We start from the raw sequence: 20,266 nt of genomic DNA, 5'->3' as shown, positions 1-20,266 counted from the left end.
TTATCCTATGCGTATAATGCGTTGTCATGGAGGGTGCCGGTCTGTTTTTTTATTATTTTTCGGTTGTTGCAGAGATAACATGGCTTTCCAAAGTCCTTTTCTGACGAAAAAACGTTAACTCTATTCGCTTGTCTCATAAAAAAGTCCGATATTTGCAGGCATGATTCAGATAGAGACCATATTTGACATATTGTGGAAAGGGTTCATTATCGGTGTTATAGTATCTGCACCGTTGGGCCCGGTAGGAGTGCTGTGCATTCAGCGCACTTTGAATAAAGGGCGTTGGTATGGTTTTGTGACAGGCATAGGAGCTTCGTTGAGTGATATAGCCTATGCTTTGCTGACAGGTTACGGAATGAGTTTTGTCTTTGATTATGTCAACAAGAATATATTCTATCTGCAATTGTTTGGAAGTATCCTGTTGCTGATATTCGGTATTTATACGTTCCGCAGCAATCCGGTGCAGTCCATTCGCCCGGTATCCACCAGCAAAGGTTCTTATTTCCATAATTTTATCACAGCGTTTGCTGTCACCCTTTCCAATCCGCTTATTATCTTTCTTTTCGTGGGTCTGTTTGCACGCTTTGCTTTTGTAAGTGAGGGCGTATTGGTTTTTGAGGCTGTTACGGGATATCTTGCTATCGCATTGGGGGCATTGACCTGGTGGTTTGGCATAACTTTCTTCGTAAACAAGGTTCGTACGCAGTTCAACTTACGCGGAATCTGGATGCTGAATCGCATTATTGGCGGCATTGTCATGCTGGTATCTGCATTTGGACTGGTGTTTACGCTGATGGGCGAGTCGTTGTATTAGCAGGCAATTACTCTCCCGACGGATAAACGGATAATAAATCATAAATCTAAAATCATACATCTTATCGTGAAGATTTCGCAACAACTGAAAGAGAAGAACATTGCCGAATACCTTATATATATGTGGCAAGTGGAAGATTTGATTCGTGCCAACAAGTGCGATATTGATTTTATCCGCAATAATATCATCTCCCGCTATCCGGCGGAAGAGCATGCCGCCCTGGAAGAGTGGTACGGGAACCTTGCCGATATGATGCGTGCAGAAGGAGTGGTGGAGAAAGGACATCTGCAGATTAACCGCAACGTTATTCGTAACCTTACGGATTTGCATGCCGAGCTGCTGGCTTCCACGAAATACCCCTTTTATAATGCAGCATACTTCAAAGCGCTGCCTTTTATCGTAGAGTTGCGACAGAAGAGCGGGCCGAAAGAAGAGTCGGAGCTGGAGACGTGCTTCGAGGCGCTTTACGGGGTATTGTTGCTGCGCCTGCAGAAGAAGGAGATCAGTCAGGGCACTGCTAAGGCGGTGGAGTCTATCAGCAGTTTCCTTTCGTTGCTTGCCAACTACTACGACAAGGACAAGAAAGGCGAGTTGAAGCTGGGGGATGACTGACGGGATGTTTGAGTGATAAATAGTAAATTGAAATATGTCAACGTACCTATGTGTTAAGGATGGAAGATGTACCATGACCGTAGGGAATAAATAGTAATTATCGAGATGAATATATTAGTAACCGGTGCCAACGGACAACTTGGTAATGAGATGCGGGCGCTTTCCGCTGAGAATGGGCAGCACACCTACTTTTTTACGGATGTTCAGGAACTGGATATATGTGACGAACAGGCCATACGCGCATTTGTGTCCGGCAACCGGGTGGATGTCATTGTGAACTGTGCAGCCTATACGGCGGTAGACAAGGCGGAGGATAATCCGGAGCTCTGCGACAAGCTGAACCATATAGCTCCCGGCTATCTGGCTGCAGCGGCTGAAGCCTGTGGCGCTGCCATGATACAGGTGTCTACGGACTATGTTTTCGATGGAACCGGGCATATTCCTTATACGGAAGACATTGCTCCTTGTCCCAACTCCGTCTATGGTTCCACAAAGCTGGCAGGCGAGCAAGCGGTCGGGGAGAAATGCAGTCGTGCCATGATTATCCGCACTGCATGGCTATATTCCATTTACGGCAATAATTTTGTAAAGACAATGATCCGCTTGGGCAATGAGCGTGAGAAACTGGGAGTTGTTTTCGACCAGATCGGCACGCCGACCTATGCCAACGATTTGGCCCGCGCCATCTTTGCGGCCATCAATCAGGGCATTGTTCCCGGTGTATATCATTTCAGTGACGAAGGTGTCTGTTCCTGGTATGATTTTACGGTGGCTATTCATCGCATGGCGGGTATCACCTCATGCAAAGTCAGTCCGCTGCATACGGATGAATATCCGGCTAAGGCTCCGCGTCCCCAATATTCCGTATTGGATAAGACGAAGATTAAAAAGACTTTCGGCATTGAGATTCCTCATTGGGAGGAGAGTCTGCAGGTCTGCATCGATAAGCTGGCACAGCAGGCAGACTGATGTTTTTTTTGAATATTATACCTATTTATATATATGGCAAGTAACAACGAGATAGAACGTAGACGAACTTTCGCGATTATCGCGCATCCGGATGCCGGTAAGACATCACTGACTGAAAAGCTGCTGCTTTTTGGCGGTCAGATTCAGGTGGCCGGTGCAGTAAAGAGTAACAAGATAAAGAAAACGGCAACGTCCGACTGGATGGACATTGAAAAGCAGCGTGGTATATCCGTAACCACTTCTGTTATGGAATTTGACTATCATGATTATAAAATCAACATCCTCGATACTCCGGGCCACCAGGATTTTGCCGAAGATACGTATCGTACGTTGACTGCGGTGGACAGCGTTATCATTGTGGTGGACGGTGCGAAAGGTGTGGAAACCCAGACACGCAAGCTGATGGAAGTCTGCCGCATGCGCAATACTCCGGTGATTATCTTTATCAATAAAATGGACCGCGAAGCGAAGGACCCTTTCGACCTGCTGGATGAGCTGGAAGAGGAACTTTCCATCCATGTGCGTCCTTTGACATGGCCCATCGAGAGTGGCGCGCGCTTCAAAGGTGTCTACAATATCTACGAGCACAACCTGAATCTCTACCAGCCTTCCAAGCAGGTGGTGACGGAGAAGGTCGAAGTGGATATCAATACGGAAGAGCTGGACAATCAGATCGGGACCCAGTTGGCGGACAAGCTGCGCGGCGAACTGGAACTGATAGACGGTGTATATCCCGATTTTCAGGTGGAGGAATATCTGAAAGGTGAATTGGCTCCCGTATTCTTCGGTTCTGCCTTGAATAATTTCGGTGTGCAGGAGTTGCTGGACTGTTTTGTGGAAATAGCCCCCAGCCCCCGTCCGGTAAAGGCGGAAGAACGTGAGGTGGAGCCGGGCGAACCGAAGTTCACAGGTTTTATCTTCAAGATTACCGCCAATATCGACCCGAACCACCGTTCGTGCATCGCATTCTGCAAGATATGTTCCGGCAAGTTTACCCGCAATACGCCTTATCTGCATGTACGTCATGGCAAGACAATGCGTTTCTCGTCGCCCACGCAGTTCATGGCGCAGCGCAAAACGACCATTGACGAGGCATGGGCGGGAGACATCATCGGTCTGCCGGATAACGGTACGTTTAAGATTGGCGATACGCTGACAGAGGGTGAGATGCTCCACTTCAAGGGGCTCCCGAGCTTCTCGCCGGAGATGTTCAAGTACATCGAAAACGCCGATCCGATGAAGCAGAAGCAGCTTGCCAAAGGCATCGACCAGCTTATGGATGAAGGTGTGGCGCAGTTGTTCGTCAACCAGTTCAACGGGCGCAAGATCATCGGTACGGTAGGTCAGTTGCAGTTTGAGGTTATCCAGTACCGTTTGGAGAATGAATACAGTGCCAAATGCCGTTGGGAACCGCTGAGCCTGTACAAGGCCTGCTGGATTGAGAGTGACGACCCTGCGGAACTGGAGGCTTTCAAGAAGCGCAAATACCAGTATATGGCGAAGGACCGTGAGGGCAGGGACGTGTTCTTGGCAGATAGCGGCTACGTGTTGCAGATGGCGCAAATGGACTTCAAGAATATTAAGTTCCACTTTACGAGCGAATTCTAAAGAAATAGATACCTAATGTTATTGCAGAGGCGCAAAGTGTAAAAAAAACTTTGCGCCTCTGTGTCTTTTGTAGGGAGAAAGTACTACCTTTGTAGGGATGAAACACGTATATATCTTTCTCTTACTGACTTCTCTTTGGGGGCTGGTAACCGTATCTTGTTCAGCTCCGGCCGATAGGAATATCCTCGACTACGAACAATCTCTCATTCATGCCGATTCTTTGGTGCAATCCGGCAGTGCCGACAGTGCTTGTGCCGTTCGTCTGCTGTCCGACCTGCATCACAAATACACCCGGGTGAAAGAGCTTTCCGAAGGGAAGCGCATCCGCCTGATGCCTGCAACAGGATGGAAACGCCTTTTCTGGGGAACATTCGGTTGTTTCATGCTTGGGCTGAACGTGTGGTTCTCCATACGTGACATCCGGTTCTCGGATGAGCGTAAGCATCGCCGTTACCTCATAGATTTGAGCGAGAACGAACAGCGGCTGCACAATAACGAGCGTGAGCGTGCCGAACTGGAGGAGTGTCTGGGTGAAATGTCGCTCACTGACGAAGAGCGTGAAGAAGTGCAGTGTTCGCTGACAAATCTGATGGATCATGGCAGCCGTCTGTGTGAAGAAAATGAACAGCTCCGTACCCGTCTCAAAGAGTATGAAGACCGTTCTGTGCCTCGTGAGTTGGAATTGATGATGAAGGGGAGTGAGCGTGCCCGGCAGTTGGACGGTCAGGTACAGGCGCTCACCGCCGCCTTGATAGATGGCGATGAAGTGGTGGAGCAGCTGCGCAGCCATCCCAAGTTTCTCACGAACGCCCAATGGGAGTACTTGCAGCAGCTTACGGATAGAGTGTACAAGGATGCTTCGCGCCGCTTGGCCTTGCGGTTTCCCCAGCTTACGCCTGCCGACAACCAGCTCTGTCTCCTCATCCGGCTGGGATTCAGCAATGCACAGATAGCCGCCTTCACTGCCGTATCTTCCTCTTCCGTATCCCAGCAGAAGTTCCGTCTGAAGAAGCGGATGATACAGGCGGAGGAAGGACTGTTTGCCGAAGGGGAGACGTTGGAGATGATTGTTGGAAATATTCCAACAAAAAGCAGGTAATGCCATCGGTTTCTTGAACCGTTTTTATTTCACTCACCGAACGAACGGGAATGAGTCAGTGACTGAAAGGCATTCAGTCAGGAAGTCAATGCCTTTCAGTCACTGACTCATTGTACCCCCTTTCAGAAGGTGCTCTGAAGAGGGTGGGGAAAGTGGAGAACAAGAAAATCAGGCGTGGTAAAAAATGTGGAATAACCCATGCCTGACTTTGCACTTTTTTCTTATAGAAAAGTTGTTGTCCGGGTTGTTGCAGTTTTTATAAGGGGGCTGCAGGCTGGTCTCTGGCAATGAATGTACTTGGGGTAGTTCCGTAGTATTTTTTAAAAGCTGTGCTGAAATATTTGGCGTTAGGATAGCCGGTGAGGTAGGCTATTCAACCCAACGTGTGGGACTCATTGTGAAAGCATTGCTGCCTGCTTCCGTTAAAAGGGGGGCGAATTCGCCCCCCTTTTAAATTCGGATTATTCAATTTTCCCACAAACTGAGATATTCCAATGTGTTTTTTAACCGCATCCAATTCTTAACGACATCTTTCGGCTCTATGGGGGCTGACGGGCTATGTCTGTAATCCAATGCAATCTTTTAAAGAATGTTCTCGTTCTCAATGCTTTTCGTTTGTACTACCCTCTTTCTTATTAGCTTTCCTCCCCCCCCCCAAGATGAAATGGAGGAAGTGACGGCCGTCTGGTTAAGTTCACTGTGATGGTATAGATATAGACAAAAGAAAAAATGATTACTGAAGTATCAGATTGAAATGGTGTGTTTGTCGTTGGGAGATATGTGATGACTAGCAAAGAAAGTACATCGTTATGTCTCTAATCTGTTACTTCTTTGACGGCTGTAAATATTCCTTTTTTCAGTTTGGCATTTGCCATGTCAGTGAGTGAAATGTAATCTTTATCTTCGACAGTAACTATTCTTCCGCGTCATAGGTTCGTGGTGGAAGTCAAAGAGCAATTAGAGCGAAATTGATATTGTTGCACTGAAATTGGAGAAAAAACAAGCTGTTAAATTCATTAAAGATATTCGAATTGCTGTAATTGGATTGTAATCAACTATTGAATAGGGCATGATGTTTTGAACTATGCAAAACATCGGGGGATTATGGTTTATCGGAAAAAGGTTGTGCCTATTTACTTTAGTCTAACATAATCCATCCAGCCCAATATATAGGGTTTGGTTTTATAGAACGTATGTATCGCTGTGTATTATAGAAAGCATCATGTTTGGACTGTCCTGAAAGGAGGTTGGCGTAGAATTTGTTCATCATAGCCATTGTGGTTTGATCATCCACTTCTGTTAGGCTCATAACGATAGTCTGTACACCTGCCATTTTGAATGCTCGCTGTAGCCCAAACACTCCCTCATTGGTTACTTCTCCTTGTCCTGTATGGCAGGCGGAAAGAACAACCAAGTCTGCACCTCGCAAATCCAAGTCTTTAATCTCTTGGGATTTTAGAATGCCATCTTCTATTTCTTCAGGGATAGAGTCTCCTTTCCATGCACGGTTACCACCGGACAACACTAAACCGGAACGTTCTAAAGACATGTCGATTGGGCTTATACTTTGTCCATCTTGCATCAGAACAGGCTTGAAATAGTCTTTCTTCTTGGCAGCTTCATCCGGATAGAAAAATCCATGTGTGGCAAGATGAATAATGTTATATTCTTGTCCGGACAAGGCTTTGAAAGCTTCTTCGTTTCCACTATTGCCTTTATAAATGTTAGTGGTAATATAATTCTTTTCTAATAAGTCCTTTATGTATTCTACTTCTTGCAGTGTGTTTCCAAGTTGAATCCATTTATGTCCTCTGATAGAATCCTCCAACAATCCTCTGGATGTAAAATAGATGTTTGTGCTATCTCTTTTCTGATATTTAGAACTTTCGGCCTTCATATCATTATCGGTCATATCATAATTGAGTCCGCCATACAATACTGCTTTTTTATATCTTATGGGCTCTTTTTTCAGAGCCAGTTCACGAGTGGAGGATAGGCGGTGCATGTGGTAGAGGTCGCTCATGATTTTTCCGTTTCCAACGGGGAGGGACTCAATGGGAATTTGGTGAAGTATACCGTTTGCGGAGAAATAAACATGATTGCCGATTGAAAGAATATTTTGGACGATAGCTTTCCATATATGATTGTAGGCGTGTTGCATGTTTACTGACAAAGAGTCTCCTTCCTGCATTTTCTGCATATCGCGCTTAAGTAACATTTCGGATGAAAAACGAATTAATACAGGAGCTTCCCAATCCTTTTTGAGGATAACGGCAGCATAGTTTATAGCTTCATCTTCGTAACTCCAATCTGGATAATCGATAAATTCAATCGCTACGTCATTGGTTGATAAATGATTCTTTATTTCTTGTAATGAGATTTGATAATTTGTGATGTCTGCTATATCCCTGCGTGCAAGTTTAGATTGCTCTGTGTTTAAAATCAGGTTTTTGAGAAGAAGGCAGCCTTCATAAATGATTTGTTTCAAGTTTCGGACATCAGTTTTGCGTTGCGCTTCTTTAATCAGCCACACGACATTAATTAGGTCTTGGTAAAAGTTATAGGCAGCATTTGAGTATTCAATTCTGTCGCTATTGTTTAAGGAGGATAATTGGTTAATTAGAATATCTTTTAATAGTCTATGCTCTTCTTTCTTTGTTTGAATAAAAGCTGTGTCTTCTTCGTTGAGATAGTATGCTTCTGCTAATGCTTCCATTTGTTCCAACTCTTCTATCAATCGGTGAGAGTGTGTCCGCATGATAGATAGAGATTCTTTATTGTATTTTATAGCAGTAGGATAATCGTCTAAACCGGAAAAGCATTTGGATAACTCAAATAGGGTATTGCTGATTCGATTTGTATTCTGAATAGTGTCGGCATTTAGGGCTTTTAACAGACTATTGCCGATGGCTATTCCTTTCTGATATTCTTCTGTCTCTGTTGCTATGTGAATGGCTGCAAGCATCGTTTGAAAATAGTCATTCCCCTTTTGTATATGGTTGTCTTGAAAGATTTCGAGTGCTCTATGAATGAGGGGTATGGCTTCTGTATATCTTTCAGCCTCTGTGAGGTAAAAGGACAGGCATCCTATTGTAGAGGCGTACTCTATGTGTGCTTCTCCGTATAGCTTTCGTTTTATGTCAGCACAAATCTTGAAGTATTCTATTGCAGTGTCAACGTGTCCCAGCCATCCATGATAATAGGCCAAGTTGCCTAAAACGATAACGTATTGTTGACTATACTTGCCGTACTCGGCAAGAGTTAACTTTTCAAGTCTTTTGCCTATTTTGAGAGCGTTGGCGTAGTCCTCTGTGAAATTGCATTGGAGTGCCATTTTATTCAGTATTTCTAAAGAATCAGCTATATCTGTTTGCTGAACTTTATTGATATTGGTAGTATCTTGTCCCGCAACATGGACAGAAAATAATATCAGAAGTAGTAGTATGGCAATTGATTTCATTCTTCTTCTTTTATGGGCGTAATGAATTATAAAATAATTATTTTAAGCACTTTATCAGTGTGCTTGCCTCATTACCGTATATTCCTGCTGTGTTTACTATCTTTTCGAGAACCTGCATAGCCTCTTCTTTTTCGTGATTTCTTAAAAGGCTTATCGCCAAGTACCAATAGGCTTGTTGGTAATATTCTGTTCCTTCTCCGTCACTTACTAATTGTTCAAGCAGATTTATTGCTTCGGGCAGTTGCTTGGTTTCTATGAGACAAATAGCTTTATATATCAGAAAATTATTGTCAATACTTTGGATAGAGTTAAATTCCTGTAAAGCAATCTTGTAATCTTTCTTTAGATAAGCATTCATGGCAGACATTAGTTCGGAAGAAACAGAATCACTGCCTCGTGAAACCAACTCTTGGTCGTATTCCAATGGTGCATAATAGGTGATGAACGCATTGTCCATGATGCGATTGTCATGGTATATGTTCAGTGAAAAGAGAAGTGCTAAAAGTGCAGCAACGGACGTGACTGAAATCAGTAGTCTTCTAATCCTGTTCCTCCTTTTTATATTGGCCGTAAATGCTTTCAGTGTTTCAAGGTCTCGCATGTCTTTTTCGTACCCTGCTTTCCTGATTGTCTTGGCAATCAAGTCTTCTATGTTATCATTCTGTGTATCCATATTATATCAATCCTTTCTTTCGGAATGCAGCTAAAACGGCATTCCGTAGTTTGGTGAAACATCTGACTTTAGTACTTTTGGCAACGTCGGCATTACTTAGTCCGGTTAGTTCTGCCAGTATTTCCATGGAATAGTGTTGCCAATAGAAGCCGAAAAGTATTATGCGGCAAGTATCGTTTTCTATGTCCTTTACCAGCTTGTATATCTCCTCTTGACGCTCTATCGCTATGGCATCATTGGCATCATCGGCAATATCGAAATCGTTGTCAGATTCTATTCTCTCATAATCCGGCAATGACTGTGTCGAGTTTTTCTTGCGTAGTAGGTCTATGGATTTGTTGTAGCCTATTGTATTGATATAGGTCTGCAAGCTGCAAGTTAATTGTTGGAGTTTTCCGGATGAAATATTGTCGATTAAGTCGATGAAAGAATCGTTATAGATTTCCTCTCTGTCTTCTTCCCGTATTTTGGGGAGGGTGACGCGATTGTATGCAAGGAAGCCTGCTTTCAGTTCCGAATAGATGCGGCTGACCTCACGATTGTTTTGTATGTGCGATAGGATGTCTTCTTTCATGGCTCAAAGGGGATAGGAAGATTCGATCATAGGAATTTGCTTGGATGAGAGGCTTTTGGATTGTTTCCATATCCGGGGGAAACAGGCTTTGTCCCATTGCTTGGTCTTTTTTAATATAGTATAGAAAGAGTAGGACAGGGTGCCATAATAGCTACTTCCTACTTTTATTTCAAAGTTACGCTGAAAGGGTTGGCAGGCACTGATGATGCAAATGGGGGACAAACCACTTTGTTGCATAAGTCTGTTCTTCCTTTGTATATGCTTGGCATCGGGTGCTATATAGAAAGGATTGGAGGTGAAAATAACGTTGGTACCACGGATGGGTGCATCCTCATCTTCAACGTATTCTTCAATGCGGTTGGCTGTGCCACTGTGACAAGCGTCAAAAGTTACTAATACAGAACCGTTAGCCCCTGTTTTCTGCCGGATGCAGGTCAGATACTTTTCAAGTTCGTCATCGCGCAGATGTTTTTCTCCTTCATAAATGCCTTTCTGAAAAGTTTTTCGGGCATCATAGGGAATCAGTGCCTCGTCCAGTCCGTCTGCTTCATCACCGTTGTCATCTTCCATTTGTTGCCCGTGGCAGGAGAAATGCAGGCAGACATCGTCTCCAGGATTGAGCTGCCGGATCAGATCCTGTAAATCTTGCGTAATATTCTTCTTGGTCGCTTGCTTGTCTATCAGTGTGTTAATCTGGAATCCCAACCTTTTGAACTGCGGAACTAACAGTTGTAAGTCATTGTCGCTATGTATGCTATTCCAACCGGATTCTTTGGGATAATCGGCAATAGCAACAATGAGTGCATATTTCTGTTGCGCCTGACAACAGAAGTAGCAACACAATAGCGATATCGCAAGAAAGAATCTCATAGTAGCCAATTATCGAAATGAATATTCCACTATTAATGTATAGTCACGGCAAAAGTAATGATTAACTTCTGTAAAAAGACTTTTTATGACTTCATTTTTTCTGTTTTATGTGTTTACCTATCTTGTTTCTATACGATAAACAAGTGAAAGAACTAATTAAATTGAAAGTCATGAATAGTAGTTGTTATCTTGAGAATGTGTGCATTGGGTTAACTGTGATGTGAGAAGAACTAAACTATTTATAAAGGAAAACGTATTTGAGTATTAATATAAATTTAGATGGTATGAAAAAGCAAATTGTTATTTTAGCAGCGTTATGCGCTTGTGGTAGTCTGTCTTATGCACAAGATAAAGTTGTGCTAAGAAATGGGTCGTCTTTGGATGTAAAAATAGTGAAGAGTACCAATGCTTCTATTGAGTTTACTTATCCTGGCGAGGAACTTGTTAACGAGAAGAGTAAGAAGGAAGTCTCGTACATCGTGTATGCCAGCGGTAGAAAAGAAGAGTGCAATCAGACGTTTCAAGTACCGGTTATAAATGGTAAGGACGATTGGGATAAGGTTGTTGTTACCCATCTTGCTTCTGATGTAGAAGGGCTGACCCGTGTAGGCGAAGTTGCTGCAACTTCCGGTTGGGGTGGAACATTAGGTTCAAGTATGGGCTACAAAGATGCTATCAAGAAGTTGAAGAAGAAAGCTGCTAAACTTGGAGCCAGTGTAATATTGGTAGCAGATAGAACCAATGAAACGGCTGCTGCATTGGGTGGCGGTGTGCAAGTAGTAGGGGTGGCATACAAATAGTCTTCTTGCAAATAGATAGGACAGCAGTTATGATTATTGTCTCAAAAGAGTATCAGTAAAAACTTTATTCATTTTGCTTTTTTGTGAAGGAAAATGTTTAAGTTTGCGGATGAAGTGCATGGTGATGTCCTTCAATGTTTTTTTAGAGATAAAATTGTAAGAAGCGTTGTGCTTGTTCTTGTGACTGAAAACCTAGGAAATTTTCAAAAACACACAGAATGGCATAGTTGTTTCCTACGCTGATTTCAGCGTGGGGCTGCTGTCCATCTATCCGTGTGTTTGGGTTTTCCTAGGACCTTCAGTTACAGATAGTGGGCACGTAGTTCCACGTTTCTGTTTGTATAAATGTCTTCTTTGGAGCTGGGAAGATATGATGAAGGTATGGCTATATTATTGTCAATAAAAAGTTTGGCTACTGCCGATTGGAAACAATTAAAAGGCGCGGAAGCTACTTATGTAGGTATTGATTTTGGTACATCTACCACAGTCGTTTCTTATTCGTATTATGACGAACTGTTGGATTCTATAAAATGTGATGTGATTCCTATAAGACAAAAAGAGTATGATGGGGCTATGTCTAAAAGCGAAAAGCTGCCTACCGTCATAGCTCTTTATGATAATCAGATTCTTGTAGGAACTGGTGCATCCAGTTTAAAATATGAATTAGAAAAGAACAAAGATATTTGGTATTCTTTTAAAATGGAATTAGGAGAAGATTTAGGTCCTAAATATTATAATAGTACATTGAATCGGGAAAAGTCTATCCAGATTCAAAATGCCAAAGATGCTACTTCTGTATTTTTTAGATTCTTAAAAAAAGAAATAGAGAATTTTGTTCATACTAAAGGGCTGAATGATAATATCAAATATGCAGTCAGTATTCCAGCATCATTTGAAGCTAATCAAAGACGAGACTTGATTGAAGCCTTGTCGATCAATCAAATTGATGTAAGTAAACAAGCTCTTATAGATGAACCAAATGCTGCTTTTTTAAGTTACATACTTGATTCCGACACGTTTGGTGAGGCTATTACAATTCCTAATGGAATTAATCCTAAAATGTTGGTGTTTGATTTTGGGGCAGGTACTTGTGATATTTCAATATTGGAAATCGGTGTAAATCGTAAAGGAGTTTATTCGAAAAATCTGTCAATATCTAAATTTGAAAAATTGGGAGGAGATGATATTGATAGATATATTGCTTATAATATCCTTTATCCGGAATTGTTGGTTCAGAATGGATTAGATTCAGACGATTTTATAATGTCTGAAAAAAGAAAGATAGTTAATAATCTGTTAGTATTTGCAGAAAAACTGAAAATAGGCATGTGTAAGGCCATTAATCTGATATGGGAAAAATATGATCTTTCCACTATTGCTCAGGAATACACAATTGTAGTTAAAGATATTCATATAGAATCTTCTAAGGGGGTACTATCATCCAGTGAAATGCAAATGACATCTATCCAATTTGCGGAAGTAATGAAAGTTTTTACAAGGAAAACCGGAGGTGTTATAAAGGATGGTCAGGAGTACAATAGTATTTATCAATCTATTAAATCTTCCATAAAAAAATCCGGGTTGTCCACTTCTGATATTGACTATGTTTTATTCATAGGCGGAAGTAGCATGAATCCTTATGTACAAGCTTCGTTAAAGAAGTGGTTACCAAATTCAAAATTGTTATTGCCTTGTGACACTCAAGAGCATGTTTCAAAAGGTGCATCTATTCATTCACTTATTTATAATGCTTTAGGTTTAAATATCGTTCAGCCTATAACAAGCGAACCAATTTGTGTGGTGACTCAAAATAATGAATTGTTGACGTTGGTTCCGGCTGGAATGACAATGCCGACTGATATAATAGAGATTGATAATCTGGCTGTAGCAAGAAATGGACAGCAGATTATTGAAATCCCTATTTGTATAAGTAATGAGAATAAGTTATTGACAAACTTGGTTATTACCTCAGAGAATCCAGACGGTTTTAGTATGGATAGTCCGGTTAAGTTGATTCTGGAACTTACGGCAGATAAATTGTTGACAGTGAGAGCTGAGGTCGAAAAGCAGATTTGTTGGGTAAATGCTATAAATCCGTTTGCGAATAAGGAATTGACTACACAGGAACGAATTGCGTTAAAAGCTGAAAAGGACGCTTATCGTAAGGCTGCGGAAAACCATGGGAGATTACCTAAAAAGAGTTTGATGGAATTGGCAAAAGCTTATGAGGAAGCTAAAATGAATATCAACGCAGCAGAAGCTTATGAAGAATGTAATGAACTTTATCCAAAATCTGTAAGTTCTAATAGGATAGGTATCTGCTATTCTAATGCTCAAAATTGGAGGAAAGCATTGTATTATGGGGAAATGGATTATGAGGAAAATAGAAATAGTACTTCAGCTTTTAATTTGGGTTATAGGTATAAAAATGTTGATACATTTAAGTATTTGAAATATATAAATGAAGCGTTGGATTTGTCTCCGGATAAGCCGCATGCTTTATTTGAGTTGGGGAGATATGAAAAGGCTCATGGAAAAGAAGCGGCAGGAGAAGCTAAGATTCGCAAGGCATATAATATATGGAAAAGCCAGTATGATGCAGGGACTTTAAGCAAAGTTGATTATACTTGGTTACCAAGTGCTGCTACGGAATTGGGATATTTAGCATTTGCAGAGGAAGTTAGGGAAAAAAGTGATAAAATGTTAAATGGCAGTTTCTATAATTCTGAAAATACAACCGTTATAAAGGAAAGTGACTTATGAATCGAATGCCGACGGAGGAGATGCTGGATCCTCAACAAAAAGAATTTCTGAAAAAATTGAAGGAGAAGAACTATGTGGGTTTCAATTCTTGGATAAAGGGGTTTCCTGGAAGTGGAAAATCTGTATTGCTGGTTTATGCTGTTAAACGGTTGTTAGCTGAAAAGGCAAAAAAAGGTGCAAAGATTGTAGTTGTGGTATTTACCCATTCTTTGGTAGAACTTTGTAAATTGGAGCTTGCAGAATTGCAATTAGATGGAATAGAGGTTCTTACAATGTATCAGTTTTATAAGTCGACTAAAAAATGGGATTATATATTATGTGATGAGGTTCAGGACTTAACGCCGCGCATTCTTCAGGCAATGAAACAAAGAGCAAAATCAATGCTGATTGTGGCGGGAGACACAAATCAATCTATTTATGATAGGGATCCTCAATTTGGTGAAGCGGTTCTTACTCCGGAAGAAACGTCTCAGATTGTACGGGGAGAAGACTTTTCATTACTATATATTCATAGGTTGTCACCTTCGATTATTAGAGCTGTACAATATATGATGCCTCAGATGAGAATTTTTGAGGCGAGAAGAGATTTAACAAAAAAAGATGTTCAGATACGTGTATGCAGAGCTGTGTCTGAAGAACGAGAAGTGGAATGGGTTTATCAAGATGCCCGTAGACGTTTAAAAACAGGAAGTTGCTCGATATTGTTTCCTACGCAGGAAGCTATAGTGTCGTTTTGTAACAAAATATTGGAGTTGAAAAGGAAAACAGCTTGGGAGAGAATTAATGATTTATATTATAAACCTTGGTTTTATAAGTTGAATAGATATTTGGCTGAATGTCAGATTCCAATAGAATGTATTGTAGGAGAATATGGCTCTTTGAACTCTGCCGAAAAAGGACAACGTATTGTGTTAATGACATATCATGGTTCCAAAGGATTGGATTTTGATAATGTATTCATTCCTTTTGCCAATTCTTCTTTCGATAATTTAGTAGCTTCAAATTTGTTTATGGTAGCGATGACACGAAGCAAACTTAATTTGTTTATTACTTATGCAGGAACCCCATTGAAGTATATTCCGATGTTTAGCTCTGATGAATCAATTTGTGCAAGTATGGATTTGAAATTAGAATGTAGGAAAAGTAATGTAGAAATAGAATTTTGAATATGGAGTATTTGGGTCTTATATATAGGAATGATTTGAATATAATGTATGTAAAAGGATACATGAAAATCAATTTGGAACGAATAGTTAGAGTTGATGGAGTTGAAGGTAATCAAATCTGTGAATTATTGAAGTTAGTATCTCCTTTCCAATATACAAGTGAGTATTTATTTATTGTATTTGAGTCTCTAAAGCCTATTCGTGCAAAAAAGGGAGTGGAAAGTGTAGATTATGTTGATGTACGGGCTGTAATACCTCTTGACAAAGTGGCAATGGAAGAACTAAAAACTAGCTTTAATCATAATATAAGGCTCGTGGAACCGAGGTGGGCTTCTGAAGTAGAGGACTTTTCTCAGGAGCTTTTTATGGAGAATATGAGAAGAGGAGCTATTTGTTCTCTCCAAATGTTGAATAAGTTGAATAAAAGAATCTTGATAGATGTTTTTTTAGAGAAATGGACTAATGATGAAAACTTAATTGTTCGGTTTGTAAACTTTCAGTATCGGAAAGAAAAATTAGATGATGGAAATAGTACAATTTGGCAATACTTGTTGATGTATGAACGGCATGAACCTTATCCGGACACTTGTTTAGGCTATTTTTTTGATTCTGTTCATGTATTTGCTAACTGGCACTATAAAAAAGTGTGTTTAACTATGCCTGACTCTGGAGTGTTAAGGGTACTTAATAGATTGGAACTGTTTGGAGCTGATGAATGGAAAGGTGTCATATCCGAGCTAGAAAAAGACAATAATGCACAAAAATATGTGCAAGAATGTATACATCAGAAATCTAAATTGCGACAATACATCGTGATGCCGATTTATTTTTGCTTATTGGACTATTTTTCAAGGAAAAAAGAATGGAAAGGTATTCCTAATGAATTATTGTTTTTAGAAAAGAAATACAAAAATGAATATAAAATAGCTGCATGTTTGGTTGGTTTGCGGTTGGGTTTTGATTCGATTCATGAACTGTACTATGACTATGTGAAGAAAAACAGTGAGTATAAATCAAATGAAAATCTGATTTCGGAGATTTAACAGTATCAATAAAATAGGAGATATAAAAATGGAAAAAAAGAAGTTAACTATGAATGATGAAATGATAATGCATGAAATTATTGCTAATCAAGTTTCTATTAGTGAACAAGAAGATGCATACGCAGCACTTGAAGCAAAGTATAATAATGTAGAAGAAACAGTTGAACAGGACTTGCAAAGAGTGCAAAATGATAGGGTGTATGAGGATTTTGAAGAGCAAGATATGCTTACTGATCAATTAGATGGGGTAGAAGATATGATAGGAGATGCTCCTGAATTTGTAGAAGAATTTGAAGATAATGTAATAGAGGAGAATTATATTGAGGAGGAAGATTTTGATGGTTGGGGGAGTATTGATGATAATCCTTATTATAATGATAATTTGGATATGGATCAACAATCTCTAGAGTTTTGGGATAATCTTTGAATGTCTGTATTAAATATGGATACTGGTGATGTTATAGTTTAACGTGAACTCAAGGTAGAGCAAATCCTTTGGAATCATTACTTTTGTTACAAGATCTTGAATTGGATTGGAATCCATTAGGGCTGATAGGAATTTGCAACAATTACAAATTTATATAAATGTATTATGAATATTTGGTTGACTATAGGCATCGTGTATGCTATTCTTACGCTATCAACAATAGTATGGATTATTGTAATACACGTCAAGCATAAGAATGCTAAACATATCGATGACGATGATTTGTACATTAAAACTCCAGCTTTGTGGGTAAGAATCTTAATCTCACCTCTATTGCCTTTATTAGTATTAGTATTGCCTCTCTTTGCAATGGCATTGCCTTTTATTGCAATAAAAGCATTAAAAAAAAGGTATTATAGAAATCGGCCAAAGCCCTTATCTTCAAGGGACAGAAGATTGTATCCGGTTTATAAAGTGCGAGATGTTACTTCGGATTGGGTTGTGACTTTGTCTCAATATAATAAAACTCATAAAACAGCTTTTACTTTGGATGATGTATATGGAAAAGGTTTTGAGGAGAAACTTTCTCAAAAGGATAAGGATGCGATGGAGATAGATAGGCAAGGATTGCTGATTGAAGATTCCTTGCCTAATGATATATATACTGAGGTTGCAAAGAGATTTGCGCTCTGCAGATATAATCAGGATTTTTCTACACTAAGACCTTTTTTGCTAGAGAACGTAAAACTTGTTATTTATAAGCACAAAGAACTAAGTGGTATTGCTGATTTTGAATCATATTGGATAGATAAAGAGAACCGACTAAAGCATAATTGTATCAATGTACGCACAAGCATCAAATTTTGCAATTATTATAGTCATGTAGCAGTGTACGACCAAATAGAAGGTTATAAATCGATGTATGTTCTTTTTAGAGTTAAGGATGATCTTGTAACCCATGTGGTGTGTGCACCTAATCCATTGCAAGATCCAACGGTTAGGTATTGGAGTTTTAAGCGGTTACCGTTTGCGTATGACTATATTATGGATAATGTGCAGGAACAAATACCGGGTGAACCCAAAAGACTTCCTTGTCTGAAGTGTGGCATTTTATCAGAGGAGCTTGTATGGTATAATGTAAATATAAACCTTGGCTCATTATCTTATGCCGGTGTTGTGTCTGTATGCGAGAACTGTCGGAAGATGGTTGAATTCTACCCCGATGTGTTGATTGACAACGGAGAAGCTCATGGACAAAAGATTGATAAAGTAGAAAATAAGGTTAGACAAGATGATGTGTTTATTCTGTCTCAGCTCATAACGGGAAACTTGTATTTTGATAATCCGTTAAAAGATACTAAGTATTTTGATAATCTTGATAAAAACTATGTAGTGGATTCAGGGAACAGAACTCTGTCTTTTACAGATTTTCCAGCGTGTAAACCATGCAGCCTTGCCGAATGTGCAAGAGAATTTAATGAATTCATACTTTCTCATCTCTTCAAAAAGAATATTCAATTTTATAATGACATAAAGGCTTGTTATGTGCAAGCATACAAGGATGGAATCTGTGAAGTAGCAAACAATATAGGCATTCTTTTACTGAATTGCGAAAATAATATAGATGAAGGGATGAGATGGTTACGTCTTGCGGCATCAAATGGTTCTAAGAATGCTATGCAAAATACCTTTAGTGTATTATGGGGTATTGGTGATTTTGAACATGCTATTGAATATCTATTGAAAGTTTGTGGAGAACCTTGTTCATCTATTCGCTGCTTATGGAATTTGGCAGTTTTATATATACTTGGTAAACTACAAAAAGGAAACACGCTCATTAAAAAAGATGTGTGCAAAGGAGTCTCTCTCTTGAATCAGATTATAGATTATAATGTGTTGGAGAGTGACGAGGAAGAAATCGAGGAGGTGCGGATGAAGGCGAAAAGCCTTGTCGGCCTAATCAAAGATAGTAATGAGTATGGTTGGATAGGTTGCGCATTTCATAGGTATTTGAAATCACTGCATGAGGAAACAATGCCACCTGATGGATATAACCATGACGTTTTATCTATTTTGGACGAATTGACTTTTAATGGAATACTGAAAATATATTTTGCACAGCATGTCAGTATAGGAGATAATTCTTGGTTTTATATTGATACCGGTCATTCAAAAAGAACATTAAAAAAGAGACTTTTAATTGAGAAAGTGGGTGCTACGTGTTCAAAAATGAGTGCATGGCAAATATATTTGTTGACAACAGCATCAACGGTTTTGCCGGCTTTTTGGCATGGTAATTATAGGAACAGGCAATATGTCTTTTCAAAATCAGACATCTCTAACCTTTTAGGTTATTATCGGGAAAATATATTTTCAAAGGTCGATGTTTCGAATATAGCCGATGATATTCTGCCAAGGGTTGAACTAATAGGAAACATGGCTAAAGTCAGGTGCTGTTATTGGAATGATTGGGAAGGATTAGTTCGAGAAACTGTGAGCATAAACTTCAATGACAGGAAAAATATTCGTATTAATGAAGAAATTGAATCAGAAGTCTTGTACGAATATAATTGTGGTATAAAATATTGATTATTAGTGGCGTAAAAATTTAGAAGCGATGAATACAGAAGATATTTTATTAGGAGCTATTGCCGGAGACATAATCGGTTCTGTTTATGAGTTTTCGCCTGTAAAGGATTGGGATTTTCCGTTGTTTACCGAGGCATCGAAGTTTACCGATGATACCGTTATGACAGTTGCCAATGCAGATTGGTTATTGACGGGTGATAGTCTTTTAGGTATCATGCAGGATTATGGGAATCGTTATCCATTAGCCGGGTATGGTAGCAGTTTTATCCGTTGGCTATGGGCTGATGATCCGCAGCCTTATAATAGTTGGGGAAACGGTTCGGCCATGCGTGTCAGCCCTGTGGGGTGGGCATTTGATACATTGGAGGAAACGTTGGTTGCGGCAAGGCGGAGCGCGGAAGTAACGCACAATCACCCTGAAGGGATAAAAGGGGCGCAGGCTACGGCGGCTTGTGTCTTTTTGGCACGTACGGGCAAATCCAAGCAGGAGATAAAAAAATATGTAGAGGAGATGTTCGGTTATAATCTTAGCCGTACCTGCAATGAGATAAGGCCTACTTATAGTTATGACATTTCTTGTCAAGATACGGTGCCGGAAGCTATCATTGCTTTTTTGGAAAGTACGGACTATGAAAGTGCCATCCGGCTGACCATTTCTTTAAGAGGAGATGCAGATACGATGGGGGCTATTACGGGTGGCATTGCGGAAGCTTATTATGGTGGTGTACCTGCCTTTATAAAGGAGGAAGTTCTCAAAAGATTGCCTGACGAGTTTGTGGGAGACGTAAAATAAACTGTG

17 protein-coding genes are annotated in these 20,266 nt (G+C 40.1%); 12 read left to right on the top strand and 5 right to left on the bottom strand.

Going from position 1 to position 20,266, the window contains the following annotated elements; genetic code table 11:
* Window positions 1–160: 160 nt before the first annotated feature.
* The 5 genes from NQ546_RS15205 to NQ546_RS15185 all read left to right on the top strand — a co-directional run bounded on the left by NQ546_RS15205 (window position 161) and on the right by NQ546_RS15185 (window position 5,102).
* Window positions 161–814, top strand: coding sequence for a LysE family translocator (locus NQ546_RS15205; protein WP_004290166.1), 654 nt, complete (start codon window positions 161–163; stop codon window positions 812–814).
* Between the two features lie 66 nt (window positions 815–880).
* Window positions 881–1,426 carry a DUF4924 family protein gene (locus tag NQ546_RS15200; RefSeq protein ID WP_004290167.1) on the top strand — a complete coding sequence of 182 codons (546 nt, stop codon included), beginning with the start codon at window positions 881–883 and terminating at the stop codon, window positions 1,424–1,426.
* Between the two features lie 105 nt (window positions 1,427–1,531).
* Window positions 1,532–2,395, top strand: a complete 864-nt coding sequence (rfbD, locus tag NQ546_RS15195) for a dTDP-4-dehydrorhamnose reductase (protein WP_004290169.1) — start codon at window positions 1,532–1,534, stop codon at window positions 2,393–2,395.
* A gap of 33 nt (window positions 2,396–2,428) precedes the next feature.
* A complete protein-coding gene (locus tag NQ546_RS15190; protein WP_004290170.1) occupies window positions 2,429–4,003 on the top strand; it encodes a peptide chain release factor 3 in 1,575 nt (524 codons plus the stop codon).
* Between the two features lie 97 nt (window positions 4,004–4,100).
* The gene (locus NQ546_RS15185) at window positions 4,101–5,102 is read left to right on the top strand and encodes a hypothetical protein (protein ID WP_004290171.1); all 1,002 of its coding nucleotides are present in this window, start codon (window positions 4,101–4,103) and stop codon (window positions 5,100–5,102) included.
* 256 nt (window positions 5,103–5,358) lie between these two features.
* On the opposite strand, the gene NQ546_RS17435 is transcribed toward NQ546_RS15185, so the two are convergent.
* The 5 genes from NQ546_RS17435 to NQ546_RS15165 all read right to left on the bottom strand — a co-directional run bounded on the left by NQ546_RS17435 (window position 5,359) and on the right by NQ546_RS15165 (window position 10,679).
* A complete protein-coding gene (locus tag NQ546_RS17435) occupies window positions 5,359–5,475 on the bottom strand; it encodes a helix-turn-helix domain-containing protein (protein WP_115615950.1) in 117 nt (38 codons plus the stop codon).
* Between the two features lie 765 nt (window positions 5,476–6,240).
* Entirely contained in the window at window positions 6,241–8,562 is a 2,322-nt protein-coding gene (locus NQ546_RS15180; RefSeq protein ID WP_004290174.1) for a CHAT domain-containing protein, read from the bottom strand.
* A 37-nt stretch (window positions 8,563–8,599) separates the two neighbouring features.
* The gene (locus NQ546_RS15175; RefSeq protein ID WP_004290175.1) at window positions 8,600–9,235 is read right to left on the bottom strand and encodes a tetratricopeptide repeat protein; all 636 of its coding nucleotides are present in this window, start codon (window positions 9,233–9,235) and stop codon (window positions 8,600–8,602) included.
* Window position 9,236: 1 nt separating this feature from the next.
* Complete coding sequence (locus tag NQ546_RS15170) at window positions 9,237–9,809, bottom strand: sigma-70 RNA polymerase sigma factor region 4 domain-containing protein (RefSeq protein ID WP_004290177.1); 573 nt, start codon at window positions 9,807–9,809, stop codon at window positions 9,237–9,239.
* 3 nt (window positions 9,810–9,812) lie between these two features.
* Window positions 9,813–10,679: a caspase family protein gene (locus tag NQ546_RS15165; RefSeq protein ID WP_004290179.1), complete on the bottom strand. Its 867-nt coding sequence runs from the start codon at window positions 10,677–10,679 to the stop codon at window positions 9,813–9,815.
* A gap of 284 nt (window positions 10,680–10,963) precedes the next feature.
* On the opposite strand from NQ546_RS15165, the gene NQ546_RS15160 reads away from it, so the two are divergent.
* The 7 genes from NQ546_RS15160 (at window position 10,964) to NQ546_RS15130 (ending at window position 20,260) form a co-directional block, all read left to right on the top strand.
* The gene (locus NQ546_RS15160; protein WP_004290181.1) at window positions 10,964–11,479 is read left to right on the top strand and encodes a hypothetical protein; all 516 of its coding nucleotides are present in this window, start codon (window positions 10,964–10,966) and stop codon (window positions 11,477–11,479) included.
* 381 nt (window positions 11,480–11,860) lie between these two features.
* A complete protein-coding gene (locus NQ546_RS15155; protein ID WP_039953308.1) occupies window positions 11,861–14,242 on the top strand; it encodes an Hsp70 family protein in 2,382 nt (793 codons plus the stop codon).
* On the top strand, window positions 14,239–15,408 hold the full coding sequence (locus tag NQ546_RS15150; protein WP_004290187.1) for a UvrD-helicase domain-containing protein: 1,170 nt from the start codon (window positions 14,239–14,241) through the stop codon (window positions 15,406–15,408). The genes NQ546_RS15155 and NQ546_RS15150 overlap by 4 nt, the downstream gene beginning before the upstream one ends.
* 62 nt (window positions 15,409–15,470) lie before the next feature.
* Window positions 15,471–16,451 carry a hypothetical protein gene (locus tag NQ546_RS15145; protein ID WP_148333821.1) on the top strand — a complete coding sequence of 327 codons (981 nt, stop codon included), beginning with the start codon at window positions 15,471–15,473 and terminating at the stop codon, window positions 16,449–16,451.
* Between the two features lie 28 nt (window positions 16,452–16,479).
* Complete coding sequence (locus NQ546_RS15140) at window positions 16,480–16,878, top strand: hypothetical protein (protein WP_004290189.1); 399 nt, start codon at window positions 16,480–16,482, stop codon at window positions 16,876–16,878.
* A 165-nt stretch (window positions 16,879–17,043) separates the two neighbouring features.
* The gene (locus tag NQ546_RS15135; RefSeq protein ID WP_004290192.1) at window positions 17,044–19,467 is read left to right on the top strand and encodes an SEL1-like repeat protein; all 2,424 of its coding nucleotides are present in this window, start codon (window positions 17,044–17,046) and stop codon (window positions 19,465–19,467) included.
* A gap of 28 nt (window positions 19,468–19,495) precedes the next feature.
* Entirely contained in the window at window positions 19,496–20,260 is a 765-nt protein-coding gene (locus NQ546_RS15130) for an ADP-ribosylglycohydrolase family protein (protein ID WP_115615935.1), read from the top strand.
* Window positions 20,261–20,266 lie beyond the last annotated feature (6 nt).

It is taken from the genome of Bacteroides eggerthii (genome assembly GCF_025146565.1).
Taxonomy (GTDB): Bacteria; Bacteroidota; Bacteroidia; order Bacteroidales; family Bacteroidaceae; genus Bacteroides; species Bacteroides eggerthii.
The sequence above is the reverse complement of the archived record's forward strand: the minus strand, read 5'-3'. Positions and strand labels throughout refer to the sequence as shown.